20 protein-coding genes and 1 other RNA gene are annotated in these 24,977 nt (G+C 68.6%); 17 read left to right on the top strand and 4 right to left on the bottom strand.

Features of this window, described 5'->3' with window-relative positions:
* Positions 1-55 precede the first annotated feature (55 nt).
* Positions 56-409: a transfer-messenger RNA gene (ssrA, locus tag K6753_RS06625) on the bottom strand.
* 125 nt (positions 410-534) lie between these two features.
* Between ssrA and K6753_RS06620 the strand changes: the two genes are divergently transcribed.
* Positions 535-2,760: a CHASE domain-containing protein gene (locus tag K6753_RS06620; RefSeq protein ID WP_223675526.1), complete on the top strand. Its 2,226-nt coding sequence runs from the start codon at positions 535-537 to the stop codon at positions 2,758-2,760.
* Positions 2,761-2,916: 156 nt separating this feature from the next.
* On the opposite strand, the gene smpB is transcribed toward K6753_RS06620, so the two are convergent.
* A complete protein-coding gene (gene smpB / locus K6753_RS06615; protein WP_223675524.1) occupies positions 2,917-3,426 on the bottom strand; it encodes an SsrA-binding protein SmpB in 510 nt (169 codons plus the stop codon).
* A 103-nt stretch (positions 3,427-3,529) separates the two neighbouring features.
* Here smpB and K6753_RS06610 point away from each other — a divergent pair, with 103 nt between their 5' ends.
* Positions 3,530-3,964: a type II toxin-antitoxin system RatA family toxin gene (locus tag K6753_RS06610; protein ID WP_223675522.1), complete on the top strand. Its 435-nt coding sequence runs from the start codon at positions 3,530-3,532 to the stop codon at positions 3,962-3,964.
* Positions 3,961-4,224, top strand: coding sequence for an RnfH family protein (locus K6753_RS06605; RefSeq protein ID WP_223675520.1), 264 nt, complete (start codon positions 3,961-3,963; stop codon positions 4,222-4,224). The genes K6753_RS06610 and K6753_RS06605 overlap by 4 nt, the downstream gene beginning before the upstream one ends.
* Before the next feature lie 40 nt (positions 4,225-4,264).
* Here the strand turns inward: K6753_RS06605 and K6753_RS06600 are convergent, their stop codons facing one another.
* On the bottom strand, positions 4,265-4,645 hold the full coding sequence (locus tag K6753_RS06600; protein ID WP_223675518.1) for an outer membrane protein assembly factor BamE: 381 nt from the start codon (positions 4,643-4,645) through the stop codon (positions 4,265-4,267).
* Positions 4,646-4,843: 198 nt separating this feature from the next.
* Between K6753_RS06600 and fur the strand changes: the two genes are divergently transcribed.
* A complete protein-coding gene (gene fur / locus K6753_RS06595; RefSeq protein WP_223675517.1) occupies positions 4,844-5,245 on the top strand; it encodes a ferric iron uptake transcriptional regulator in 402 nt (133 codons plus the stop codon).
* 48 nt (positions 5,246-5,293) lie between these two features.
* Here the strand turns inward: fur and recN are convergent, their stop codons facing one another.
* On the bottom strand, positions 5,294-6,973 hold the full coding sequence (gene recN, locus K6753_RS06590; RefSeq protein ID WP_223675515.1) for a DNA repair protein RecN: 1,680 nt from the start codon (positions 6,971-6,973) through the stop codon (positions 5,294-5,296).
* A gap of 93 nt (positions 6,974-7,066) precedes the next feature.
* Here recN and hrcA point away from each other — a divergent pair, with 93 nt between their 5' ends.
* The 13 genes from hrcA to K6753_RS06525 all read left to right on the top strand — a co-directional run bounded on the left by hrcA (position 7,067) and on the right by K6753_RS06525 (position 24,977).
* On the top strand, positions 7,067-8,119 hold the full coding sequence (hrcA, locus tag K6753_RS06585; protein WP_223675513.1) for a heat-inducible transcriptional repressor HrcA: 1,053 nt from the start codon (positions 7,067-7,069) through the stop codon (positions 8,117-8,119).
* 106 nt (positions 8,120-8,225) lie between these two features.
* Entirely contained in the window at positions 8,226-8,762 is a 537-nt protein-coding gene (grpE, locus tag K6753_RS06580) for a nucleotide exchange factor GrpE (protein ID WP_223675511.1), read from the top strand.
* Between the two features lie 122 nt (positions 8,763-8,884).
* Positions 8,885-10,798 carry a molecular chaperone DnaK gene (gene dnaK, locus K6753_RS06575; protein ID WP_223675509.1) on the top strand — a complete coding sequence of 638 codons (1,914 nt, stop codon included), beginning with the start codon at positions 8,885-8,887 and terminating at the stop codon, positions 10,796-10,798.
* A 145-nt stretch (positions 10,799-10,943) separates the two neighbouring features.
* Positions 10,944-12,077, top strand: coding sequence for a molecular chaperone DnaJ (gene dnaJ / locus K6753_RS06570; RefSeq protein ID WP_223675508.1), 1,134 nt, complete (start codon positions 10,944-10,946; stop codon positions 12,075-12,077).
* 214 nt (positions 12,078-12,291) lie between these two features.
* A complete protein-coding gene (gene dapB / locus K6753_RS06565) occupies positions 12,292-13,005 on the top strand; it encodes a 4-hydroxy-tetrahydrodipicolinate reductase (RefSeq protein WP_223675506.1) in 714 nt (237 codons plus the stop codon).
* A gap of 238 nt (positions 13,006-13,243) precedes the next feature.
* Entirely contained in the window at positions 13,244-14,365 is a 1,122-nt protein-coding gene (carA, locus tag K6753_RS06560) for a glutamine-hydrolyzing carbamoyl-phosphate synthase small subunit (protein WP_223675504.1), read from the top strand.
* Position 14,366: 1 nt separating this feature from the next.
* A complete protein-coding gene (gene carB / locus K6753_RS06555) occupies positions 14,367-17,630 on the top strand; it encodes a carbamoyl-phosphate synthase large subunit (protein ID WP_223675502.1) in 3,264 nt (1,087 codons plus the stop codon).
* Positions 17,631-17,795: 165 nt separating this feature from the next.
* A complete protein-coding gene (greA, locus tag K6753_RS06550; RefSeq protein ID WP_223675501.1) occupies positions 17,796-18,272 on the top strand; it encodes a transcription elongation factor GreA in 477 nt (158 codons plus the stop codon).
* 4 nt (positions 18,273-18,276) lie between these two features.
* Positions 18,277-19,254, top strand: a complete 978-nt coding sequence (locus tag K6753_RS06545) for a phosphoglycerate mutase (RefSeq protein ID WP_223675499.1) — start codon at positions 18,277-18,279, stop codon at positions 19,252-19,254.
* Positions 19,251-20,981, top strand: a complete 1,731-nt coding sequence (gene recJ, locus K6753_RS06540) for a single-stranded-DNA-specific exonuclease RecJ (protein ID WP_223675497.1) — start codon at positions 19,251-19,253, stop codon at positions 20,979-20,981. The genes K6753_RS06545 and recJ overlap by 4 nt, the downstream gene beginning before the upstream one ends.
* A gap of 75 nt (positions 20,982-21,056) precedes the next feature.
* Positions 21,057-22,185, top strand: a protein-coding gene (prfB, locus tag K6753_RS06535) for a peptide chain release factor 2 (protein ID WP_223675495.1) whose coding sequence is annotated in 2 segments (ribosomal slippage) — positions 21,057-21,131 and positions 21,133-22,185 — 1,128 coding nt in all. Because the reading frame shifts where the segments join, the coding sequence is not laid out codon by codon here.
* 82 nt (positions 22,186-22,267) lie between these two features.
* The gene (gene lysS / locus K6753_RS06530; protein WP_223675492.1) at positions 22,268-23,785 is read left to right on the top strand and encodes a lysine--tRNA ligase; all 1,518 of its coding nucleotides are present in this window, start codon (positions 22,268-22,270) and stop codon (positions 23,783-23,785) included.
* A 133-nt stretch (positions 23,786-23,918) separates the two neighbouring features.
* Complete coding sequence (locus K6753_RS06525; RefSeq protein WP_223675489.1) at positions 23,919-24,977, top strand: HD domain-containing phosphohydrolase; 1,059 nt, start codon at positions 23,919-23,921, stop codon at positions 24,975-24,977.

Below are 24,977 nucleotides of genomic sequence, written 5' to 3'. Positions count from 1 at the left end.
GAAAAAGGCCGCCCCCGAAGGTGCGGCCTTTCGTCGTGGCCCCGAGGGACCGAATTGGTGGAGGTGGGCGGAATCGAACCGCCGTCCGAAGGCACTCCATCCCCGGTACTACATGCTTAGCTCGCCGTTAAGTCTCGTCCACCAACAGCACGGCGCGCAAAGCGCATCGGCGGACCAGCCCGCTTTGGGTTAACCGGCGACTGACGGGCAGCCATCACCGGCGATTCCGTGATGATGACCCTACGCAGCGAGCACGGACACAAGCTGTTTCGGGGCTTACGCCTTAAGCGGCGAGAGCGTAGTTGTCGTCGTTGGCAACTAGAGTTTTGCAGCTGGATTTACGAGGAAAGCTACCCCCTCGGCATGCACCAGGCGATTTCGCGACCCCCGTCGAAGCCAGTGCACCCCCGGGATCGTCATCGCTGACTCCCGCAGTATAGGGGCTGGTGGCCCCGACTCAATGCCCGCGATGGGTGGCCGAAGGTGGCGTTCATCTGCGCCCGGCGGCACGCGGGCTTGTATGCTTGCAGGCCCATGTCCGAATCAGCCCAGCCCCCCCAGCCAGACGACGTCAGGACGGCATCGCCTTCGCGCGGCGGACACGTGCTGGCGCTCGCAGTACTCATCGGCTCGCTGCTGATCGTCTTCGTGACCTGGCGGGCGGCGTATGAGCGTGAAGTGGCCACGGCACGGGCGCGCTTCGTGGCGCGGACGGACGAAGTGGTCTACCTGCTTCGCGAGCGCATGAGCAACTTCGAGCTGGTGCTGCAGGGTGGCTCGGCACTGTTCGCGACCGTCGCGCGACCCAGCCCGCAGCAATGGCACTCCTATGCGGTGGGCCTGGACAGCCAGGAGCGCTTCCCGGCGCTGGTCGGCCTGGGATTCGCGCCGTACGTCAGCCACTCCGAGCTGCCCATCCTGCAGACGCAGTGGCGCGAGTCGGGGTACGGGCTGCTGGAGATCGAACCGCGTGGACATCGGCCGTACTACGCGCCGATCCTGCTGCTGGAACCCAAGTCGCCCGAGAATCTTGCAGCGATGGGCTTCGACATGTACTCCGAGCCGACGCGCCGTGCCGCGATGCAAGCGGCGATGGAGTCGGGCGAATCGCGCCTGACCGGCCCGGTGCACCTCGTGCAGGACGGCGTGGATCGGGAAACCGGGCTGCTCCTTTACGAGCCGATCTACCGCGCTGGCGACCGACCGGCCACCCGCGCGGCACGGCTGGAGTCGATGCAGGGCTGGGTCTACATGCCGTTCCGCATGCAGGGCTTCGTCGACATGGCCCTGGGCGGCCTTTACGAGAACGAGCGCTTCCGCGTCTACGACGTGACCGACGGGCGCGACCAGCTCCTGTACACCACCCAGCTGTCGGACATCGAGGCATCCCCCGCGTTCCGCCATACCCGGCATGTTGATCATTTCGGCCGGCGCTGGCGGGTGGAGTTCGACTCGCCACCACTGGCACAGGCGGTGCCGCGCCTGTCGGGGCCCAGCGGCCTGCAGTCGCTGCTGGCGTTGGGGTTGTTCACGTCGTTGCTGATGTACGCCATCGCCTGGGTGCTGGCGCGCACGCAGGCACGGGCGCAGACGCTCGCCATGCGCATGACCGAGGACTACCGGCGCAGCGAACAGCGCTTCCGCAGCGCGCTGGAGTATTCGGCCATCGGCAAGGCGCTGCTGGACAGCGAAGGGCGCATCGTCGAGGCCAATCCCGCCTTGGGCCGCATCATCGGGCGGGACTCGGCCACCTTGATCGGCATGAAGCTGGAAGCCCTGTTCGAGGACGAGGAGGCGCTGCCGATCGGCCATGGCTCGGGCGCCGAGCAGGGCGTGCACAGGGCCACGCGGCGCCTGCACCACCATGCCGGTGGCCTGCCGCGCCACGCGCAGCTCACCTACGCGCCTGTGCCCGGCAATGTCGGCCAGGACGTCACCGGCCTGGTGCAGGTCGAGGACGTGACGGAGCGCCTGCGCGCCGAAGCGCGCGTCCATGCGCTTAACCGGACACTGGAGGCCCGCGTCGCGCTGCGCACGCGCGAGCTGAGCCAGGCCAATCAGGAGCTGGAGTCGTTCGCCTACAGCGTCTCGCATGACCTGCGCGCGCCGTTGCGCGCGATCGACGGGTTCAGTCGCGTGCTGACGGAGCGCTACGGCGACCGGCTCGACGACAGCGGCCGCGACTACCTGGCGCGTGTGCGCAAAGCGGCATCGCGCATGGGCGAGTTGATCGATGCCTTGCTGAAGATCGCGCGCGTCACCCGCGGCGAGCTCAAGATCGAGCGCATCGACCTGAGCCGCATTGCCGCGGAAGTCGTGGAGGAGCTGCGTGCGGGCGACGCCGGCCACGCCCCCGAGATCGACATCACCCCGGGCCTGCACGCCGATGCCGATGCCGCGCTGGTCCGCAACCTCCTAGGGAACCTGCTGGGCAATGCCTGGAAGTTCACGCGCGGCACGCAGGGCCCCCGCATCGAGTTCGGGGCGACGACCCGCGACGACGGCACGACCGAATTCCACGTGCGCGACAACGGCGCGGGTTTCCCGCAGGACTACGTCGAGAAGCTCTTCCGGCCGTTCCAGCGGCTGCATGCGCAGGAGCAGTTCGCCGGGCATGGCATCGGGCTGGCGACGGTGAAGCGCATCGTCGAGCGCCACGGCGGCACCATCCGCGCGGAAGGCGCGGAAGGGCAGGGCGCCACGTTCCGGTTCACGCTGCCGGGCGAGGGCGCGGCGCCCGGGTTGGATCCGGCAACCTGACGGCATCGCGCGATGACGCCCGTATGGGGCTGGGGTTCAACGGGGTCGGGGACACTCCACGTCGAAGGGGTGGCCAGACGCGCGCAGCCAGTGGCCCGCATTTCCGGTGCTACGGATGCCAGCCCCCAGCCTCTAGTCTCTAGTCCCTAAATCGAGCTAAGCATTCTTGTTGTGCTGCCGCATTACGCGCTGCTTTTCGCGCGCCCAGTCGCGTTGCTTGCTGGCGTCGCGCTTGTCGTGGCTCTGCTTGCCCTTGGCCAGCGCCAGCTCCGCCTTGATGCGGTTGCCCTTCCAGTACAGGGCGGTGGGGATGACCGTGTAGCCATCGCGCTGCACCTTGCCGATCAGCGTGTCGATCTCGTTGCGGTGGAGCAGCAGCTTGCGGGTGCGGCGTTCCTCGGCCACCACGTGGGTGGACGCCGAGATCAGCGGGGTGATCTGTGCCCCGAACAGGAACATCTCGCCGTCGCGGATCACCGCGTAGCTCTCGCCGATGTTGGCGCGCCCGGCCCGGATCGACTTGATCTCCCAGCCCTGCAGCGCAAGGCCGGCCTCGAAGCGCTGTTCCAGGTGGTAGTCGTGGCGGGCACGCTTGTTGAGCGCGATCGTCCCGCCCGCGGCCTTTCCTTTATCCTTGCCGCCCTTGTTGCTGCTGTTCTTGGCCATCGCGGCATTGTCCCAGATGCCGGGTACCGGGCATAGGGAAAACCTTTACGGTCGCGTCGTCCCGGCGACGTGGCCCACTTTGCAAGCCGACTGCCTCCTGACGATGCCGACGATCCGACGCTCCGCCCTGGTCGAACACTCCGCCGCCCGTATGTTCGCGCTGGTCAACGACGTGGCCGCCTACCCGCGGCGATTCGACTGGTGCCACGCGGCCCAGGTGCTGGAGGAAGGGGAGGCACGCATGGTGGCGCGGCTGGACCTGGGGTTGGGCGCACTGAAGACGTGGTTCACCACCGAAAACACGCTGAGCCCCCCACACCACATCGACCTGAAACTGGTCGACGGCCCCTTCCGGCGACTGGGCGGCCGGTGGGAATTCCATGCGCTGGACGAGTCCGCCTGCAAGGTCACGCTGACCTTGGACTTCGAGCCGTCGGTCAAGCTGCTGTCGCCGGCGTTTTCGATCGGCTTCCAGGCGCTGGCCGACCGCATGGTCGACGACTTCGTCCGCGTCGCCGACCGCGAAGACCTGGAATGAGGGTTGCCGTGATCCGCGCGTGGCCCGGTCGCTTCGAGAGTGTCGAAGTCGAGGTGCCGAATGGTGCGACGGTCAGCGATGCACTGAAGGCGGCCGCAATGGATGGAGACCCGGCATGTACGGGTGTGGCCATCTACGGCGAGCGCGCCGATCCCGATACCGCGTTACGTGACGGCGACCGCGTCGAACTGCTGCGTCCGTTGCAGGCCGACCCCAAGGACGCACGGCGACGCCGCGCGCAGGACCGCGCGCGGCGTTGAGTTGGAATACAGCAGGAATCGCGGGCCCAGCGGCCTCGACTCAATTCTTCTCGCGGGCCAGGTTGCGGCCGAACTGCCTGACGGAGTTGCGCGCGATTTCCTCGTCTTGCTCCGGGAAGTAATCACCTTCCCAGCGCGCCAGCGCATCGTTCTCGAACCACAGCGTGAGGTTCTTCACCTCGGTCCGGCCCAGGCGGTCGGTGCGCTGGCTCGCGGTGTAGTCCCAGCGGTCGTGGTGGAACGGGTCGGTAACCGACGGGCTGCCCAGCAGCGCGATCACCTGCGGCTTGCCCATGCCGACCTGCAACTGGTCGACGTTGGTCTTCTCCAGCAGGTTGCCCTGGTAGATCGGCTGGCGGTAGACGATGCCGCAGCCTGCGGTGAAGGCGGCGACGAGAAGGACGAGGAGCAGCTTGCGCATTCGGTTTTTCACGGCAGGGCGAAAGACCGGCCGATGATACACTGGCGACCCGGCGCGAGGCCGCTGCCGGTCCCGCATTCACGCGGCATTCGGGCACGGCCACCGCGTTGCTTGCCGGCATCCACTGGCGGCGGCCATCCTCCCATCCGGACGCGAGCTTTCCGCGCGCTCCCTGACGACCTTCCCAGGAACTTCGCCATGGAATCCCAAGACCTGCGCAACGTCGGCCTCAAGGTGACGCACCCGCGCCTGCGCATCCTCGAGTTGCTGGAGGGCACCAAGTCCCACCATATGACGGCGGAGGACATCTACCGGCGCCTGCTGGAGAAGGGGGAGGACATCGGCCTGGCGACGGTCTATCGCGTGCTGACCCAGTTCGTGTCCGCCGGCCTTGTGCTCAAGCACAACTTCGAGTCGGGGCAGTCGGTGTACGAACTGGACCGCGGCCACCACCACGACCACATGGTGGACATCGACTCGGGCAAGATCATCGAGTTCGAAAGCGCGGAGATCGAAGAGCTGCAGCGCAAGATCGCCGCCAAGCACGGCTATGAGATCGAAGAGCACTCGCTGGTGCTCTACGTACGCAAGAAGCGCTGACCGTTCGAGATCCGCGGGGCGTGTTTCGAACCGCCCCTCCTCGTGCCGTCAGCCGGCGTCGCTCAACAGGCGGCGCGCGGCGGCCCGGGCCTCGCGGGTCATCTCCACACCGCCCAGCATGCGTGCCAACTCGTCCTGGCGCTGCTTCGCGCCCAGGGCCTGGACTTCGCTCTGGGTGACGCCGTCACTGGCGGACTTGCTGACCCGGTAATGCGCGTGGCCCTGCGCGGCCACCTGCGGCAGGTGGGTGACGCACAGCACCTGGCGTCGCTCGCCGAGTGCACGCAGCTTCTGTCCGACGATGTCGGCCACGGCGCCGCCGATGCCCGAGTCCACCTCGTCGAACACCATCGTCGGTACGGCATCCAGGCCGAGTGCGGCGACTTCGATCGCCAGCGAAATACGCGACAACTCGCCACCCGAGGCGACCTTGCGCAGCGGGCGCGGCGGCTGGCCGGGGTTGGCGGCCACCATGAACTCCACGCGTTCGGCGCCCTGCGGGTCCGGGCGGACCGTCTCCAGTACCTCCAGCACAACGTCGAATGCGCCGCCACCCATGCCCAGCTCGGCGATCAATGCCGAGGTGTCCGATGACAGTCGGCGGGCGGCATCACGGCGGGTCGCACCGAGCACCTCGGCGGCCGCCTGCCAGGCACGCGTTGCCGCAGCGATGTCGGCGTCGAGGCCCTGCAGGCGCTCGTCCGCGCCGCGCAGCGCTTCGAGTTCGGTGGCGATCTCATCGCGCTTGGCCGCCAGTTGCTCGGGCGTCACCCGATGCTTGCGCGCCAGCTCATGCAGGCGGCCCATGCGCTGCTCCAGCGCCTCCAGCGCCTGTGGGTCGAGGTCCAGGTCGCCGCGGATGCGGTCAAGCAGCACAGCCGCTTCGTCCAGCTGGATGGCCGCGTTGTCGAGCATCGTGTCGACCTCGTTGAGCCGCGGCTCGTGCTCGGCGACCCGCTGCAGCGTGTCCCGCGCCTGCCGCAGCGCGCGGGTGATCGATGGCCCCTCGTCGCCGTCCATGACCGCGAATGCGCGCTCGCACGCCTCCAGCAGACCGGCCGCATGCGCGCTGCGACGGTGGTCGATGCTCAGCTGCGCGAGGCTGTCGGCGTCGAGGGTCTCCCGTTCCAGTTCGGCATGCTGGTGTTCGAGCCAGCCGATCCGGTCGGAGACATCGCCCTGGGCGGTGAGGCGCTCGCGCTCGGCCAGCAGGTCCGACCAGCGGCCCGCGGCCTCGGCGACGGCGCGCCGTTCGGCGTCGTTGCGCGCGTAGGCATCGAGCAGCGCGAGCTGGCTGGGGCGCGAGAGCAGGGCCTGGTGCTCGTGCTGGCCGTGGATTTCGACCAGATGCGAAGCCAGTTCGGCAAGCTGGCCGACCGTGACGGGGCGGCCGTTGATCCATGTCCGCGACCCGCCGTCGGCACGGACCACGCGGCGTACCTGGCAGTGGCGGCCGTCGTCGCCGTCCTCGTCCAGTGCATTTTCGCGGAGCCAGTCGGTGGCCGGCTGCGCGTCGGCGAGCGAAAACTCAGCAACCAGTTCCGCCCGGCTCGCCCCGTGGCGTACCACGCCACTGTCGGCGCGCAGGCCCGACAGCAGGCCGAGGGCATCGACCAGCAGCGATTTACCGGCGCCGGTTTCGCCTGAGATCACGGTCAGGCCGGGTCCAAACGCCAGCTCGGCGGACTGGACGACGGCGAAATCCTTGAGCGCGAGGTGGGTCAGCATGGGTGCGGATTCTAAGGGGCGTGCGTCGCACAGGGCGATCCGCTGCATGGCCCGCGACTTGCGTCGTCCGTCCCGCCCCCTTATATCCGGGGCATGCCTCGCACCCCAGCCGACCCCAGCCAGGACCCACGCGCGCGCCAATTGCTGCGCACGTTGATCGGCCGGTATATCCGCGATGGCGAGCCGGTGGGCTCGCAGACGCTGGCCCGGCACGCGGGGCTGGACGTGAGTCCGGCGACGATCCGCAACATCCTGTGCGACCTCGAGGACGCCGGCCTGCTGACCGCGCCGCACACGTCCGCCGGCCGGGTGCCGACCGCGCAGGGCTACCGGCTGTTCGTCGACTCCCTCCTGCAGCTCAAGCCGCTGCCGGAAGGTGAAGTGGTGCGCCTGCGCAGCGAGTTGCCGCCGGGTTCGGGCACCCAGGCGTTGCTGGGCAGCGCCTCCGAGCTGCTGTCGGCGATGACGCATTTCGTCGGCGTGGTCAGCGTGCCGCGGCGCGAGCAGTTCGCGTTCCGGCGCATCGATTTCGTGCCGGTGGACAACGAACGCGTGCTGGCGATCGTGGTGTTCGCCGACAACGAAGTGCAGAACCGCATCATCCAGACCCGCCGGCAGTTCGAGGGCGGCGAGCTGGAGCGTGTCGCCAACTACCTCAACGCGCACTTTGCAGGCCGCCCGGTGGCGGAGATCCGGACGACGCTGGTGCACGAACTGCGATCGGCGCAGTCGGAGATGCAGGCGTTGCTGGCGCGGTCGGTCGAACTGGCCGAGCAGGTGTTGGCGCCGGGCGGCGACGACATGGTGCTGGCCGGGCAGACCCGGCTGATGGGCCTGAATGAGCTGTCGGACGTGGATCGCCTGCGTGAGTTGTTCGACGCCTTCGCCCGCAAGCGCGAAATCCTGCAGTTGCTCGAGCGCACGGTGTCCGCACCCGGCGTCCAGATCTTCATCGGCGAGGAAACCGGACTCGCCCCGCTGGAGGGTGTGTCGCTGGTCACCGCGCCCTACGCGGCCGACGGGCAGGTGCTGGGCGTGCTGGGGGTGATCGGCCCGACGCGCATGGCCTACCAGCGCGTCATTCCGGTGGTGCAGGCGGCCGCCAGCGTCCTGGGCGAGGCGTTCGCACCGCAGTCGACGCGCTGACGGACCGGGCCGCGATCCGGCCTGACGCTTGAAACGCCGGGGGCTGCCCCCATTGCTGGGCCACCCGCGCATCGCGCATGTCCATCAGGCCCAGGACCCGCCCGGCATGACCCATCAAGAACCATCGATCGATCCCAACGAAAACCCGCAGGCGGACGATGCGCCGCTGGCTGGCGCCTCCGATGCCAGCGACAAGGCGCGGGCGGCCGAACTCGAAGCCGAACTGGCCCGTTTACGCGAGGAGGCGCTGCGCGAGCGCGCCGATCTCGACAACCAGCGCAAGCGGCTGGAGCGAGAGCGCGATTCCGCCCGGCGCTTCGCCAACGAGCGTCTGCTGGCCGACCTGTTGCCGGTGATCGACAGCCTGGAAGCCGGCCTCGGCGCGGCGGGCAGCGATGCCAGCGCCTTGCGCGAAGGCATGGAGCTGACCCTGCGGCAGCTGCTCAAGGTCACCGCCGACAACGGCCTGGTGCCGGTCGACCCGGTGGGCCAGCCGTTCAATCCCGATCACCACCAGGCCATGAGCATGGTGCCCAGCGAGGAGCACGCGCCCGGGCACGTCGTGCAGGTCTACCAGAAGGGCTGGCTGCTGAACGACCGCCTGCTGCGTCCGGCACTGGTCGTGGTCAGCCAGCAGGACTGACGCGCCACACATCCCCGTACGCGGTGCCTTGGCCCTTGAAGGGCAGGGCACGACCCCCAGATAGCGGTCATCGGCGGCCCCGCCGCCCCAAACATTCCAGAGATTCGAGAGGGAGCACCACCATGGGCAAGATCATCGGCATCGACCTGGGCACGACCAATTCGTGCGTGGCGATCATGGAAGGCGGCAAGGCCCGCGTCATCGAGAACGCGGAGGGCGACCGCACCACCCCGTCCATCGTCGCCTACACCAAGGACGGCGAAGTGCTGGTTGGCGCGTCGGCCAAGCGCCAGGCCGTCACCAACCCCAAGAACACCTTCTTCGCGGTGAAGCGCCTGATCGGCCGAAAGTTCACCGACGCCGAAGTGCAGAAGGACCTGGACCTGGTGCCGTACAGCATCGTCCAGCACGAGAACGGCGATGCCTGGGTCGCAACCCAGGACGGCAAGAAGATGGCGCCGCAGCAGATCTCGGCCGAAGTGCTGGCCAAGATGAAGAAGACCGCCGAGGCCTACCTGGGCGAGACCGTCACTGAGGCGGTCATCACCGTGCCGGCGTACTTCAACGATTCGCAGCGCCAGGCCACCAAGGACGCGGGCAAGATCGCCGGCCTTGAGGTCAAGCGCATCATCAACGAGCCGACCGCGGCCGCGCTGGCCTACGGCATGGACAAGAAGGGCGGCGACCGCAAGGTGGCCGTGTACGACCTGGGCGGCGGCACGTTCGACGTGTCGATCATCGAGATCGCCTCGGTCGACGACGAAATGCAGGTCGAGGTGCTCAGCACCAACGGCGACACGTTCCTGGGTGGCGAGGACTTCGACAAGCGCGTCATCGATTACCTCGTGGAGGAGTTCCAGCGCGAGCAGGGCATCGACCTGCGCAAGGACCCGCTGGCCCTGCAGCGCCTGAAGGACGCCGCCGAGCGCGCCAAGATCGAGCTGTCCTCCAGCCAGCAGACCGACGTCAACCTGCCGTACGTCACCGCCGACGCAACGGGCCCGAAGCACCTCAACATCAAGCTGACCCGCGCCAAGCTCGAGTCGCTGGTCGAGGACCTAGTCAAGAAGACGATCGAGCCATGCCGCATCGCGCTCAATGACGCCGGCCTGCGTGCCAGCGACATCAGCGAGGTGATCCTGGTCGGTGGCCAGACCCGCATGCCGAAGGTGCAGCAGGCGGTGGGCGAGTTCTTCGGCAAGGAGCCGCGCAAGGACGTCAACCCGGACGAGGCCGTGGCCATCGGCGCCGCGATCCAGGGCGGCGTGCTGGCCGGCGACGTCAAGGACGTGCTGCTGCTGGACGTGACCCCGCTGAGCCTGGGCATCGAAACCCTGGGCGGCGTGTTCACCAAGATCATCGAGAAGAACACCACGGTGCCGACCAAGGCCTCGCAGACCTTCTCCACCGCCGAGGACAACCAGTCCGCCGTGACGGTGCACGTGCTGCAGGGTGAGCGCGAACAGGCCCGCTACAACAAGTCGCTGGCGCGCTTCGACCTCACCGGCATCGAGGCGGCACCGCGCGGCATGCCGCAGGTGGAGGTGTCGTTCGACATCGACGCCAACGGCATCGTCCACGTCACCGCCAAGGACAAGAAGACCGGCAAGGAGCAGAAGGTCGAGATCAAGGCCGGCTCGGGCCTGTCGGACGAAGAGATCCAGAAGATGGTCGCCGACGCCGAGGCCAACCGCGAGGAAGACCAGAAGTTCCACGAGCTGGTGCAGGCGCGCAACCAGGCCGACGGCCTGATCCACATGGCCCGCAGCACGATCAAGGAGCACGGCGACAAGCTGCCGGGCGAGGCGATCGGTGCGGCCGAGGCGGCCATTGCCGAGCTCGAGACCGCGATGAAGGGCGACGACAAGGCCCAGATCGAGGCCAAGAGCCGGGCGCTGGAAACCGCCGCGCAGTCGCTGATGGCCGCCACCCAGGGCCAGCCGGCGGGTGACGCCGGTCAGGCGCAGGCGAGCCAGGCGGCCGACGACGTGGTCGATGCCGAGTTCACCGAAGTCAAGGACGACGGGAAGAAGTAAGGCGAACGCAGGGAATGGGGAATCGGGAACAGGATGCGTGGAGTGAACTCTCCGCCCGCCTCAAGGCCCGGTTCCCCGTTCCTGTTTTCGTATCCCGACGCGCCTCGCTCCATTCCCGTTCCCCGTTTCCGGTTCCCTGCATTACATGAGCAAACGCGACTATTACGAAGTACTGGGCGTGGCCCGCAACGCCGGCGACGATGAGCTGAAGAAGGCCTATCGCCGCTGCGCGATGAAGCACCACCCCGATCGCAACCCCGGCGATGCCGCCGCGGAAGCCGCGTTCAAGGAGTGCAAGGAGGCGTACGAGGTGCTGTCCGACGCCGGACGCCGGCGCATGTACGACCAGCACGGCCACGCCGCGTTCGAACACGGGATGGGCGGCAACGGCGGTGGCTTCGGTCACGCCGACATGGGCGACATCTTTGGCGACATCTTCGGCAACATCTTCGGCGGGGGCATGGGCGGCGGACGCGGCCCGCGTCGCGGCGCCGACATCGGCTACGTGATGGAGCTGTCGCTGGAAGAGGCGGTCGGCGGCATCGAGAAGACCATCGAAGTGCCGACGCTTGACGCCTGCGACAGCTGCGACGGCAGTGGCTCGGCGGACGGCAAGCTCGAGACCTGCTCGACCTGCCAGGGCCGCGGCCAGGTGCGCTTCCAGCGCGGCATCTTCTCGATGCAGCAGGCCTGCCCGCATTGCGGAGGGCGCGGCCAGACGATCGCCAACCCGTGTGGCGATTGCCACGGACAGGGCCGCATCGAAGACACCAAGACGCTGCAGGTCAAGATTCCGGCCGGCGTCGACAACGGCGACCGCATCCGCCTGTCGGGCGAAGGCGAAGCCGGCCCCTCGGGCTCGCCGCCGGGCGACCTGTACGTCGACGTGCGGGTGCGCGAGCACGACATCTTCAAGCGCGAAGGCGATGACCTGCACTGCGAAGTACCCATCCGCATTTCGCAGGCGGCCCTCGGCGACACCATCCGCGTGCCGACGCTGGATGGCGAGGTGGAGTTGCGCATCCCGGCCGAGACACAGACCGGCAAGCTGTTCCGCCTGCGCGACAAGGGCGTCAAGTCCGTGCGCAGCCGCCGTCCGGGCGACCTGTACTGCGAGGTGGTCGTGGAAACCCCGGTCAACCTGACGGCCCAGCAGCGCGAGTTGCTGGAGCAGTTCGAAGGCACGTTCGTGGGGGAGGGCGCGCGCAAGCATTCGCCGCGCTCGTCGACGTTCCTGGATGGGGTGAAGGGCGTCTGGGATCGAATGAAGTCGTCCTGACCCGGCGCGCGTCGCGGCAGCGACTGCCCAGCCATGTGATCGATGGAACGCCGTGCTGCTTCAGCGCGGCGTTCTTTTCTTACGCCGGGTACCGAGCGCAGTCAGCGCGTCCCCGCGACGACGCGCGTGCAATGAGCGCCATCCGGCTCAAGCGAACTGCGTGGCATCCACCACGATCCTTGTCCCGCGTGCCCTGCACGATTAGCCTGCGCCGATGAACGAACCCGCACGAATCCTCATCCACGGCGCCAGCGGCCGCATGGGCCAGGCTCTGCTCCGGCTGGCCGCAGGCCGGGACGACCTGCGCGTCGTGGCCGCGGTGTCACGGAGCAAGCCGACCCAGCGTGTCATCGACGGCGTGCCGCAGTTCGCGGTGGCGGAGGCGCACGGGGTGCCGGCGTTCGATGTCGCCGTCGATTTCAGCCTGCCCGACGGGTTCGAGGCGGTGCTGGCGATGTGCCAGGAGCGCGGCGCCGGGCTGGTGAGCGGTACCACGGGCCTCGACGAGCGCCAGCAGAGGGCCATCGACCTGGCTGGCGAGCGCGTGCCGGTGCTGTGGGCGGCCAACTTCAGCCTGGGGGTCGCGGTTCTGGGCGACCTGGTCCAGCGTGCGGCCGCGGCGCTGCACGGCTGGGACTGCGACATCGTTGAGTCGCACCATGTCCACAAGAAGGACGCGCCGTCCGGCACCGCCCTGGCCCTGGGCTCCCGGGCCGAGCAGGGTGGCCTGCGCCCACGCTACGCCTCCCTGCGGGCGGGCGACATCGTCGGCGAGCACACCGTCCAGTTGACCGGCCCGGGCGAGCGTCTGGAACTGGTGCATCGCGCCACCGACCGCGACGTCTTCGCCCGGGGTGCGTTGCTGGCCGCCAAGCGGCTCGCGGGCCGGCCGCCGGGCCGTTACCGCGTGGCAGACCTCTTCCTCTGATCTGCGCGGCGCCGCCGTCGCGGCGCTCCAGCGCATCGCCAGGCGGCCTACGGAGCAGAAACCAGGCTGGTGCATGAATTCCGTGCTGGCGCGAGGGGCGCCGGGTCGCTAGAATTCCCGCTCGCCTGAACCCCGCTCGCCGGACCGGTCCCGCACCGCGTCCGTGCCTTGCTGCAGCCCGCATTCTGCGAGGCCTGCGCCGGGGTCAGTCAGCCCCCCGGCATCCAAGGCGACCCACGTGACTGAACTTGCACTCCTCGCACTCGAAGACGGCACCTGCTTCGAGGGCGTTTCCGTAGGCGCGCCCGGCCTTTCGGTCGGCGAAGTCGTCTTCAATACCGCGATCACCGGCTACCAGGAGATCGTCACCGACCCGTCCTACGCCCGGCAGCTGGTCACGCTGACCTATCCGCACGTGGGCAACACCGGTTGCACCGCGCAGGACGACGAGGCCGCCCAGGTCTGGTCGGCCGGCCTGATCGTGCGCGACGTGCCGCGCCGGCCCAGCAACTGGCGCAGCCAGCAGCCGTTGCCGGAATGGCTGGCCGAGCGCGGCGTGGTCGCCATCGCCGGCATCGATACCCGGAAGCTGACCCGCCTGCTGCGTGACCGCGGCGCGCAGAACGGCGCGCTGATGGCCGGGCGCATCGACCGGGACGAAGCCATCGAGGCCGCGCGCAAGTTCCCGGGCCTGAAGGGCATGGACCTGGCGCGCGAGGTCAGCACGAAGTCCGCCTACGAGTGGACCGAAGGCCAGCTGGACCTGGACCGCAACGCCTTCGATACCGCCGATGCGCGGCTGCACGTGGTGGCCTACGACTACGGCGTGAAGCGCAACATCCTGCGGATGATCGCCGAGCGCGGCTGCCGCGTGACGGTGGTGCCGGCGCAGACGCCCGCCGCCGACGTGCTGGCAATGAAGCCCGACGGCGTGTTCCTGTCCAACGGCCCGGGCGACCCGGCACCGTGCGACTACGCGATCGCCGCGATCCGCGAGTTCATCGCCGCGAAGGTGCCCACGTTCGGCATTTGCCTGGGCCACCAGTTGCTCGGGCTGGCTGCAGGTGCCAGCACGGTGAAGATGAAGTTCGGCCACCACGGCGCCAACCACCCGGTCCAGGACCTGGACAGCAAGCGGGTGATGATCACCAGCCAGAACCACGGCTTCGCCATCGACGAGGCCACGCTGCCGGCCAACGTGCGCGTCATCCACCGCTCGCTGTTCGACGGCTCCAACCAGGGCATCGAGCTGACCGACGCGCCGGCCTTCAGTTTCCAGGGGCACCCGGAAGCCAGCCCCGGCCCGCACGATGTATCCCCTTTGTTCGACCGATTCGTTGCGCTCATGGAGGCCAACTGACATGCCCAAGCGCACCGACATCAAGACTGTCCTGATCATCGGCGCCGGCCCGATCGTGATCGGCCAGGCGTGCGAGTTCGACTACTCCGGCGCGCAGGCCTGCAAGGCCTTGCGCGACGAGGGCTACCGCGTGGTCCTGGTCAACTCCAACCCGGCCACGATCATGACCGACCCGGAGATGGCCGACGCGGTCTACATCGAGCCGATCAACTGGCAGACGGTCGAGAAGATCATCGCCAAGGAAAAGCCCGACGCGCTGCTGCCGACCATGGGCGGCCAGACCGCGCTCAACTGCGCGCTCGACCTGGCCGACCACGGCGTGCTGGAGAAGTACAACGTCGAGTTGATCGGTGCCAGCCGCGACGCCATCCGCATGGCCGAGGACCGCGAGCTGTTCCGCGTGGCGATGGCCGACATCGGCCTGGAGTGCCCGAAGGCCGAGGTCGCCAAGACCTTCGAGCAGGCGGTGGAAATCCAGGCCAAGGTCGGTTTCCCGACCATCATCCGCCCCAGCTTCACCCTGGGTGGCAGCGGCGGCGGCATCGCCTACAACAAGGAAGAGTTCGAGGAGATCGCCAAGCGCGGCCTCGAGCTGTCGCCCGTCAGCGAGATCCTCGTCGAGGAGTCGGTGCTGGGCTGGAAGGAGTTCGAGATGGAGGTGGTCCGCGACAAGGCGGACAACTGCATCATCGTATGCTCGATCGAGAACTTCGATGCGATGGGCGTGCACACCGGCGACAGCATCACCGTCGCCCCGGCGCAGACGCTCACCGACAAGGAGTACCAGCGCCTGCGCGATGCCTCGATCGCGGTGCTGCGCAAGATCGGCGTGGACACCGGCGGTTCCAACGTGCAGTTCGGCATCAATGCGCGCGACGGACGCGTGGTGGTGATCGAGATGAACCCGCGCGTGTCGCGGTCCTCGGCGCTCGCCTCCAAGGCGACCGGCTTCCCGATCGCCAAGATCGCCGCCAAGCTGGCGGTGGGCTACACGCTGGACGAGCTGCGCAACGAGATCACCGGCGGCGCGACCCCGGCCTCGTTCGAGCCGACCATCGATTACGTGGTCACCAAGATCCCGCGCTTCGCATTCGAGAAGTTCCCGCAGGCCGATGCGCGCTTGACGACCCAGATGAAGTCCGTGGGCGAGGTGATGGCCATGGGCCGTACCTTCCAGGAGTCCCTGCAGAAGGCGCTGCGCGGCCTGGAAACCGGCAAGGTCGGCCTCGACCCCACCGGGCTGGACCTGGACAGCGAGGAGGGCCTCGCCACCCTGCGCCGCGAGCTCAAGGAGCCGGGTCCGGAGCGGATGTTCCACATTGGCGACGCGTTCCGTGCCGGCATGTCGGTCGAGGACGTGCACGCCATGTCGTTCGTCGATCCGTGGTTCCTCGACCAGATCGAAGAGCTCATTGCCGCCGAGAACGCCGTCGCCGATGGCGGGCTGGCCTCGCTGGACGCCGCGCGCATGCGCGAACTCAAGCGCATGGGTTTCTCCGACGCGCGCCTGGCGCAGTTGACGGGCACGGACGAAACCGCGGTGCGCACGCTGCGCCGCGCCTTCGGCGTGCGGCCGGTCTACAAGCGCGTGGACTCGTGCGCGGCAGAGTTCGCCACCACCACCGCGTACATGTACTCCACCTACGAGGATGAGTGCGAAGCCGCGCCGTCGGACCGTCGGAAGATCATGGTCCTGGGCGGCGGCCCCAACCGGATCGGGCAGGGCATCGAGTTCGACTACTGCTGCGTGCACGCCGCGCTGTCGCTGCGCGAGGACGGGTTCGAGACCATCATGGTCAACTGCAACCCGGAAACCGTGTCGACGGATTACGACACCTCCGACCGGCTGTACTTCGAGCCGTTGACGCTGGAGGACGTGCTGGAGATCGCCGAGCTGGAGAAGCCCTTCGGCGTGATCGTCCAGTACGGCGGCCAGACCCCGCTCAAGCTTGCACAGGCGCTGGAAGCCAACGGCGTGCCGATCATCGGCACCAGCCCCGACAGCATCGACCTGGCCGAGGATCGCGAGCGTTTCCAGAAGCTGGTCAACGACCTGGGCCTGAAGCAGCCGCCCAACCGCACCGCCCGCAACCCGGACGAGGCGTTGGCGCTGGCGCGCGAGATCGGCTACCCGCTGGTGGTGCGTCCCAGCTACGTGCTCGGCGGCCGCGCGATGGAAGTCGTGCACGCCGATACCGATCTCGCGCGTTACATGCGCGATGCGGTGAAGGTGTCGAATGACTCGCCGGTGCTGCTCGACCGGTTCCTGGACAACGCGGTCGAAGTGGACGTCGACATCATTGCCGACAAGGACGGCAACGTCCTGATCGGCGGCGTGATGGAGCACATCGAGGAAGCCGGTGTGCACTCGGGCGACTCCTCGTGTTCGCTGCCGCCGTACTCGCTCTCGCCGGCCACCCAGGCCCGCCTGCGCGAGCAGGTGGTGGCGCTGGCCAAGGCGCTCAACGTGGTCGGCCTGATGAACACCCAGTTCGCCGTGCAGACCGCCGCCAGCACCGGCGAGGAAGGGCTCGAGGACACCATCTACCTGCTGGAGGTCAACCCGCGCGCCTCGCGCACGGTGCCGTTCGTCTCCAAGGCGACGGGCATGCCGCTGGCCAAGATCGCCGCGCGCTGCATGGCTGGCAAGACGCTGGCCGAGCAGGGCGCGACGGCCGAGATCATCCCGGACTACTACTCGGTGAAGGAGGCGATCTTCCCGTTCGCCAAGTTCCAGGGCGTGGACCCGATCCTCGGGCCGGAGATGCGCTCGACCGGCGAGGTGATGGGCGTGGGTCGCAGCTTCGGCGCGGCGTTCGCGCGCGCGCAGGAGGCCGGCGGCATCCGCCAGCTCAAGCCCGAGGGCAAGGTGTTCGTCTCGGTGCGCGACCCGGACAAGGCGCGCGTGCTGCCGATCGCCCGTGACCTGATCGAGCGCGGCTACACGCTGGTGGCGACGCACGGCACCGCGGCGTTCCTGCGCGATTCGGGCCTGGCGTGCGAGACGGTCAACAAGGTGGCCGAGGGCCGCCCGCACATCGTCGACCTGATCAAGAACGGCGAGATCGTCTACATCGTCAACACCACCGAGGGGCGGCAGGCCATCTCCGATTCGTTCTCGATCCGACGCGAGGCGCTGCAGCACCGGGTGACGTACTCGACGACGATCGCCGGCGCGCGCGCGCTCCTGCATTCGCTGGAGTTCCGTGGCACCGGCCCGGTCTGGTCGCTGCAGGAGCTGCACGCGGAGCTGGGCACGGCCTGATCCGCTCCCGGCGCAACCGGCGGCCGTTCATGGTGCCGGTTGCGCCCACCCCCGGGTGATCGTCCACAATCGGGCGACATCGGGTTCCAACCCTTTTCGATGCCGGCCCCCCGGGCCGGCTTCACGCATTCAAGGCCCGGCGACGTGCCGGGAAGAGGACGTTCCATGCAAGCACCCCTGACCATCCAGGGCGCCCAGCGCCTGCGCGCCGAGCTCGAGGAGCTCAAGTCGGTCAAGCGCCCGGCGGTGATCAACGCCATTGCCGAAGCCCGCGCCCACGGCGACCTCAAGGAGAACGCCGAGTACCACGCCGCGCGCGAGCAGCAGGGTTTCATCGAGGGGCGCATCAAGCAGCTCGAGGCCGAGCTGTCGCACGCGCAGGTCATCGATGTCTCCAAGCTCAACGCCGGTTCGCGCATCGTGTTCGGCGCGGTGGTCGAGCTGGCCGACACCGACACCGACGAGGAGACGCGCTACCAGATCGTCGGCGACCTGGAGGCCGACATCAAAAAGGGTCTGATTGCGGTGTCCTCCCCGGTGGCGCGTGCCCTGATCGGCAAGCACGAGGGCGACAGCGTCACCATCGAGGCGCCCGGCGGCACGCGCGAGTACGAGATCGTCGGCGTCAGCTACCCGGGCTGAGCCCGTGGCCGCCGCCTTCGCCATCCTCCTGCTTCCGCCGCGCGAGCGATTCGGCGGGCAGCGCGTGCCGGAGGCCACTGCACGCTGGCTGGGGCGAGGCGACCATGACTCCGGCGACGGCGACCGGCTGCATGACTGGCTGGACATCCTGCCGCGTGGCTGGCCTGCTGCCGCGATCACGCGCCAGCGCGATGCCGGCGATGCGGCAGGCGCTACGTGGCTGCGCGCTGATCCGGTGTACATCCAGCCCGACATCAATGGCGCGCGGCTGCTGTCGCACGGGGATGCACTCGGGCTGACGGCGGACGATGCGGCGGCGTTCATGCCGGCGCTGCGGCCGCTGTTCGGCGATATCGGCATGCCGATCGATGCACCGGTACCGACGCGCTGGTATCTCAGGGCGCCTCCGGGCGCGAAGCTTCCCGCCATGGCTGCGCCGGACCAGGCCGTCGGCATGGATCTGTTCGATCACCTGCCGGAAGGCTCGGAAGGCCGCCGCTGGCGCGCGCTGCTGAGCGAGGCTCAGGTGGCGCTGCACAACCACCCGCGCAATGCGCAGCGACAGGCCGCGGGCCTGGCACCCGTGAACTCGCTGTGGTTCTGGGGCGCGGGCACGCTGCCCGGCCACGTGACGGCCAATGTCTCCCATGCGCTCAGCGACGACGACACGGTGGTGGCCTTTTTTGCGGCCGGCGGTGCGCATGTCGATTCGCTGCCTGATCGCAGAGCGGGCGCGGGCCCCACTTTCGACGGACGCACGCTGATCGACCTGCGCCACGCACGCGACCTGGCGTTGCTGGACCGCGATTGGCTGTCGCCGCTGTTGGCGGACATGGCCGCAGGCCGGTTGGCGGGCTTCACCCTGGACTTCGCCGATGGCCATCGCGTGTGCGTGGCGCGGTCGCACCGCTGGCGTTTCTGGCGCCGGCCGTGGTCGGCGCCCGGCGTGGCTGCTCCCGCCGTGTCGGAAGACGCTCTTTGAATACGCCGCCACCCGGCCGCGGCGTGGCCATCCGCCGCCGGGAAGCGGCTTCGCCCGGCGAGTGGCCCGAGCAGGTGCCACCGCTGTTGCGCCGCATCTATGCCGCGCGTGGGGCGCTGTGCATCGACGATGCCCGGCCACGACTTGTGAACCTGCTGCCGCCTGATGGCCTGCTGGGGCTGGAGGACGCCACCGCACTGCTGGCCGATGCAATTACAAAGGGCCGTCATATCGTCGTGGTCGGCGACTTCGACTGCGACGGTGCCACCGCGTGCGCGGTTGGGGTGCGCGGGCTGCGAATGCTGGGCGCGCGCCGCGTCTCGCACGCGGTGCCCAACCGCATGGTCCACGGCTACGGGCTGTCGCCGGCACTGGTGGACGAGCTGGCGGCACTCGAGCCCGACCTGCTGGTCACGGTGGACCACGGCATCGCCTGTCATGCCGGCATCGAGGCGGCCAAGGCGCGCGGCTGGACCGTGCTGGTCACCGACCACCATCTGCCGGGCGCGACCCTGCCGCCGGCGGACGTGATCGTCGATCCCAACCTGCCGGGCGACATGTTCCCGAGCAAGGCGCTGGCGGGCGTCGGCGTGATGTTCTACGTGCTGCTCGCGTTGCGACGCCGGTTGCGCGATTCGGGCCACCCTGACGCCGGCGCGGACCTCACCTCGCTGCTGGACCTGGTGGCGGTCGGCACCGTGGCCGACCTGGTGCCTCTGGATACGAACAACCGGGCGCTGGTTGCCGCGGGCCTGCGACGCCTGCAGTCGGGGCAGGGATGCGCCGGATTGCGGGCGCTGATCGAGGTGTCCGGCCGCGTGCCAGCGCGCCTGACCGCGGCCGACATCGGCTTCGCGGTCGGACCCCGGCTCAACGCCGCCGGCCGCCTGGAGGACATGGCGCTTGGCATCGAGTGCCTGCTGACAGACGACCTCGCGCAGGCCCGCGGCATCGCCGCGACGCTGGACGCCATCAATGGCGAGCGGCGGGCCGTGCAGCAGCAGATGACCGACGAGGCCGAGGGTGCGGTATCGCGCATCGCGCTGCAGGACGGCGTCGCACCGCTGGTTGCATGCCTGTTCGACCCCGAGTGGCACCCCGGCGTGATCGGGCTGGTCGCATCGCGGATCAAGGACCGGCTGCACCGGCCGGTGGTGGCATTCGCGCCGGCCGAGCCGGGCAGTGAAGTGCTGCGGGGCTCCGCCCGCTCCATCCCCGGTTTCCATATCCGGGATGCACTGGCCGACGTCGCGGCCCGCCACCCGGGCCTGGTCGAGCGCTTCGGCGGCCATGCGATGGCAGCGGGGCTGACCTTGCCGCTGGCGTCGCTTGATGCGTTCCGCGCCGCTTTCGCGGAGTGCGCGAGGGAGCGGCTGGACGACACGCTGTTGCAGGCGGACCTGCACAGCGACGGCGCGCTGGAGCCGGCCGACCTGTGCCGCGGCAATGCCGAGGCGCTGCGTCATGGCGGGCCGTGGGGGCAGGGCTTCCCGGAGCCGCAGTTCGATGGTGAGTTCGACGTGGTGGGCACGCGCGTGGTGGGCGAGCGCCACCTCAAACTTGAACTCGCCCTGGGCCGCACCCGCTTCAACGCGATCCACTTCGGCGGGTGGGACGGGCAGCCGGCGCCGTCGCGCGTGCACATCGCCTACCGGCTGGAACCCGACGACTACCGCGGCGGTGATGCCGTGCAGCTGGTGGTGGTTCACCGTGAGGCGGTGCCCTGACGGGCGCGTGCCGAAGTCCGCCAACTGCTAGAATCCGCGGTCTTTTCCGCACCACAGCCACGGACACGAGAACGGATGATCGAGACCAATCCCGTCCGTCAGCGCATCGCCGACCTGCAGGGTCGGCTGGATGCGCTGAGGGGGTACCTTTGACTTCGATGCCAAGGTCGAGCGCCTCGAAGAAGTAAACCGCGAACTGGAAAGCCCAGACGTCTGGAACGACGCCGAGCGGGCCCAGGCGCTGGGCCGTGAGCGCGCGGCGCTGGAGCGCGTCGTGCTCGGCAGCCGCCGGCTGACCGAAGGCCTGACCGGCGCGGGCGAACTGCTCGAATTGGCCGAGATGGAAGACGACGAAGACACGGCACAGGCCGTCGTCGAGGACGTCGAGAGGCTTGCGCGCGACGTCGAGCAGCTGGAGTTCCAGCGCATGTTCTCCGGCAAGATGGACAGCGCCGCGGCGTTCGTCGACATCCAGGCCGGCGCCGGCGGCACCGAGGCCCAGGACTGGGCTGAGATCCTGCTGCGCATGTACCTGCGCTGGTGCGAGTCGCGCGGCTGGAAGACCGAGCTGATGGAAGCCAGCGGCGGCGACGTGGCCGGCATCAAGTCCGCGACGCTGCGCGTGGAGGGCGACTTCGCCTATGGCTGGCTGAAGACCGAGACCGGCGTGCACCGTCTGGTGCGCAAGTCGCCGTTCGATTCCGACAACCGCCGGCATACCAGCTTCACGTCGGTGTTCGTCAGCCCCGAGGTCGACGACAACATCGACATCGAGATCAACCCGGCCGACCTGAAGACCGACGTGTACCGGTCCTCGGGCGCGGGCGGCCAGCACGTCAACAAGACCGAGTCGGCGGTGCGCATCACCCACGTGCCCACCGGCATCGTGGTGGCGTGCCAGACCGGGCGCAGCCAGCACCAGAACCGCGACAACGCGATGAAGATGCTGGCGGCCAAGCTGTACGAGCTGGAGATCCAGAAGCGCAACGCCGAGCGCGACGCGGTCGAGGCGACCAAGTCCGACATCGGCTGGGGCAGCCAGATCCGCAACTACGTGCTGGACCAGTCGCGCATCAAGGACCTGCGTACCGGCGTGGAGCGCAGCGACACGCAGAAGGTACTGGATGGCGACCTGGACGAGTTCGTCGAGGCCGCGCTCAAGGCCGGTCTGGATGCGGGCTCCAAACGCGCCGACGCAGTCTGAGTTCCTTCTTCACCCGGGGCTGCTGGCCCACGTGGACCCCGATCGCGGCTGAAGCCGCTCCCACATCACCGACGCACTGTTTATGACCGACACCCCGAGCCCGCAGCACGCCGACGAGAACAACCTGGTCGCCGAGCGTCGCGCCAAACTGAAGGCGCTGCGCGGGCAGGGCATCGCATTCCCCAACGACTTCCGCCGCGATGCCTATGCGGGCGACCTGCAGGCCGAGTTCGAGGACACCGAGCGCTGGACGGCCGAGGCGCTGGAAGGCGAGGGCCGCGTAGTCGCGCTGGCCGGCCGCATCCTGCTCAAGCGGGTCATGGGCAAGGCCAGCTTCGTGCAGGTGCAGGACGAGTCCGGCCGCATCCAGCTGTTCCTGCAGGCCAACGCGCTGGGGGAGGCGTACGACGCATTCAAGGGCTGGGACGTGGGCGACATCGTCGGCGCGACCGGCGTGCTGACCCGCACCCGCACCGGCGAGCTGTCGGTGAAGGTCGCCCAGCTGCGCCTGCTGACCAAGTCGCTGCGCCCGCTGCCGGACAAGTGGCACGGCCTGTCGGACGTGGAGCAGCGCTACCGCCAGCGCTATGTCGACTTGATCGTCTCGCCCGAGGCGCGCGACGTGTTCGTCAAGCGCAGCCGGATCATCCGGGCGATGCGCGCGTGGCTGGACGCGCGGCGCTTCCTGGAGGTCGAGACGCCGATGATGCATTACATCCCCGGCGGCGCCACGGCCAAGCCGTTCGTGACACACCACAATGCGTTGGACCTGGAGCTGTACCTGCGCGTCGCGCCGGAGCTGTACCTGAAGCGCCTCGTCGTGGGTGGCCTGGAGCGCGTCTACGAGATCAACCGCAACTTCCGCAACGAGGGCGTGTCGACCCGGCACAACCCCGAGTTCACGATGCTGGAGCTTTACGAGGCCTACGCCACCTATACCGAGATCATGGACCTCACCGAAGGCGTGATCCGCGACGTCGCGCAGGAAGTCCTCGGCACCACGGCGGTGGAGTGGGACGGCCAGGCGATCGACCTCGGGCCGGCGTTCCGTCGCTGGTCGATGACGGACGCGGTGCTGGAGCACAACCCGGAAATCGCCGCCGGCGAGCTCCGCGACCTCGATGCCATGCGTGCCCACTGCGCGCGGCTGAAGATCCCGGTCAAGGCCGGCTGGGGCTGGGGCAAGCTGCTGCTGGAGGTGTTCGAGAAAACCGTCGAACACACGCTCATCCAGCCGACCTTCATCACCGACCACCCGGTCGAAGTAAGCCCGCTGGCACGTGCCAGCGACAACGATGCGGAGCTGACCGACCGGTTCGAGCTGTTCATCGGCGGCAAGGAGCTGGCGAACGGGTTCTCTGAGCTCAACGACCCGGAAGACCAGGCGGCCCGCTTTCAGGCCCAGGTCGATGCCAAGGAGGGTGGGGACGACGAGGCCATGCATTTCGACGCCGACTACATCCGGGCGCTGGAAGTCGGCCTGCCGCCCACGGGCGGGCTGGGCATCGGCATCGACCGCATGGTGATGCTGCTGACGGACTCGGCCTCCATCCGCGACGTGCTGCTGTTCCCGTACATGCGGCCCGAGGCCCACGGCTGACGGCTGACGGCATGCCGTTTGCATCGATCCCGGCAACTGGAAGTGCAGGGGAGGCCGCTGTCAAGAATTTGACGGCGGGGGTATGCTCGGGATGGAACAGTCGAGGGGGGCCGCAACCCATGGATAGGCTGGCGTGAACGTCGTCATCGTCGATGACCAGACATCGGCGCGCACCATGCTGCGCCACATCATCGAGGACATCGCGCCGGAGCTGTCGGTGCATGACTTCGGTGAGTCCGAGGCCGGCCTGAACTGGTGCGAGGCCAACCAGCCGGACCTGCTCCTGCTGGACTACCGCATGCCGGGCATCGACGGGCTGGAGTTCGCCCGCCGTTTCCGCCGCCGGCCGCTCCATCGCGACATCCCGATCATCCTTGTGACCGTGGTCGGCGACGAGCCGGTGCGCCAGGCGGCGCTGGATGCCGGTGTCATCGACTTCCTGGTCAAACCGGTGCGCCCGCGCGAGCTCCGCGCCCGCTGCCGCAACCTGCTGCAATTGCGCCAGCAGTCAGAGAACGTCAAACAGCGTGCGCTGTCGCTGGAACAGCGCCTGCTGTCGAGCATGCACGAGGTCGAGGAGCGCGAGCGCGAAACGCTGGCACGCCTGGCGCGGGCGATCGAGTACCGCGACAGCGGGACCAGTGTCTACCTGGAACGGATGGCCCACGTGGCAGGCCTGATCGCCGAGCAACTGGGGATGTTCGAGGACGAGGTGCGGATGATCGAGATGGCCGCGCCGCTGCACGACATCGGCAAGATCGCCATCCCCGACGCCGTACTGCTCAAACCCGGCCCGCTGGACGAAGAGGAGACGGCGGTCATGCGCCGCCATCCGCGCATCGGGCATGAACTGCTGGCCGACAGCCAGAACCGCTTCATCCAGACCGGGGCGGTCATCGCGCTTCGCCACCACGAGCGCTTCGACGGCAGCGGCTATCCCGACGGCCTGGTGGGCGAGGAGATCCCTCTGGAGGCCCGCATCGTGGCGGTGGCCGATGTGTTCGATGCGCTTATTTCCCAGCGCCCTTACAAAGAGGCCTGGGACATCGACGCGGCGCTGGGTTACCTGTATGCGCAGAAGGGTCGCCTGTTCGACCCGCGCTGCGTGGACGCGCTGGTGCGCAACCGCGCTCGACTGGAAGATATCTGCGCGCGCTTCGCCACCCGGGCGCCGCGGAAAGGCATGGACTGA

Source organism: Novilysobacter selenitireducens (genome assembly GCF_020026895.1).
Taxonomy (GTDB): domain Bacteria; phylum Pseudomonadota; class Gammaproteobacteria; order Xanthomonadales; family Xanthomonadaceae; genus Lysobacter_C; species Lysobacter_C selenitireducens.
This window is presented reverse-complemented; position numbering and strand designations above follow the sequence as displayed.

What these genes read in the sequence shown, in the direction of transcription:
- K6753_RS06620 (WP_223675526.1), top strand. Translation starts at nt 535, where the DNA reads ATGTCCGAATCAGCCCAGCCCCCCCAGCCAGACGACGTCAGGACGGCA.
- smpB (WP_223675524.1), bottom strand. Translation starts at nt 3,426, where the DNA reads ATGGCCAAGAACAGCAGCAACAAGGGCGGCAAGGATAAAGGAAAGGCC.
- K6753_RS06610 (WP_223675522.1), top strand. Translation starts at nt 3,530, where the DNA reads ATGCCGACGATCCGACGCTCCGCCCTGGTCGAACACTCCGCCGCCCGT.
- K6753_RS06605 (WP_223675520.1), top strand. Translation starts at nt 3,961, where the DNA reads ATGAGGGTTGCCGTGATCCGCGCGTGGCCCGGTCGCTTCGAGAGTGTC.
- K6753_RS06600 (WP_223675518.1), bottom strand. Translation starts at nt 4,645, where the DNA reads ATGCGCAAGCTGCTCCTCGTCCTTCTCGTCGCCGCCTTCACCGCAGGC.
- fur (WP_223675517.1), top strand. Translation starts at nt 4,844, where the DNA reads ATGGAATCCCAAGACCTGCGCAACGTCGGCCTCAAGGTGACGCACCCG.
- recN (WP_223675515.1), bottom strand. Translation starts at nt 6,973, where the DNA reads ATGCTGACCCACCTCGCGCTCAAGGATTTCGCCGTCGTCCAGTCCGCC.
- hrcA (WP_223675513.1), top strand. Translation starts at nt 7,067, where the DNA reads ATGCCTCGCACCCCAGCCGACCCCAGCCAGGACCCACGCGCGCGCCAA.
- grpE (WP_223675511.1), top strand. Translation starts at nt 8,226, where the DNA reads ATGACCCATCAAGAACCATCGATCGATCCCAACGAAAACCCGCAGGCG.
- dnaK (WP_223675509.1), top strand. Translation starts at nt 8,885, where the DNA reads ATGGGCAAGATCATCGGCATCGACCTGGGCACGACCAATTCGTGCGTG.
- dnaJ (WP_223675508.1), top strand. Translation starts at nt 10,944, where the DNA reads ATGAGCAAACGCGACTATTACGAAGTACTGGGCGTGGCCCGCAACGCC.
- dapB (WP_223675506.1), top strand. Translation starts at nt 12,292, where the DNA reads ATGAACGAACCCGCACGAATCCTCATCCACGGCGCCAGCGGCCGCATG.
- carB (WP_223675502.1), top strand. Translation starts at nt 14,367, where the DNA reads ATGCCCAAGCGCACCGACATCAAGACTGTCCTGATCATCGGCGCCGGC.
- greA (WP_223675501.1), top strand. Translation starts at nt 17,796, where the DNA reads ATGCAAGCACCCCTGACCATCCAGGGCGCCCAGCGCCTGCGCGCCGAG.
- lysS (WP_223675492.1), top strand. Translation starts at nt 22,268, where the DNA reads ATGACCGACACCCCGAGCCCGCAGCACGCCGACGAGAACAACCTGGTC.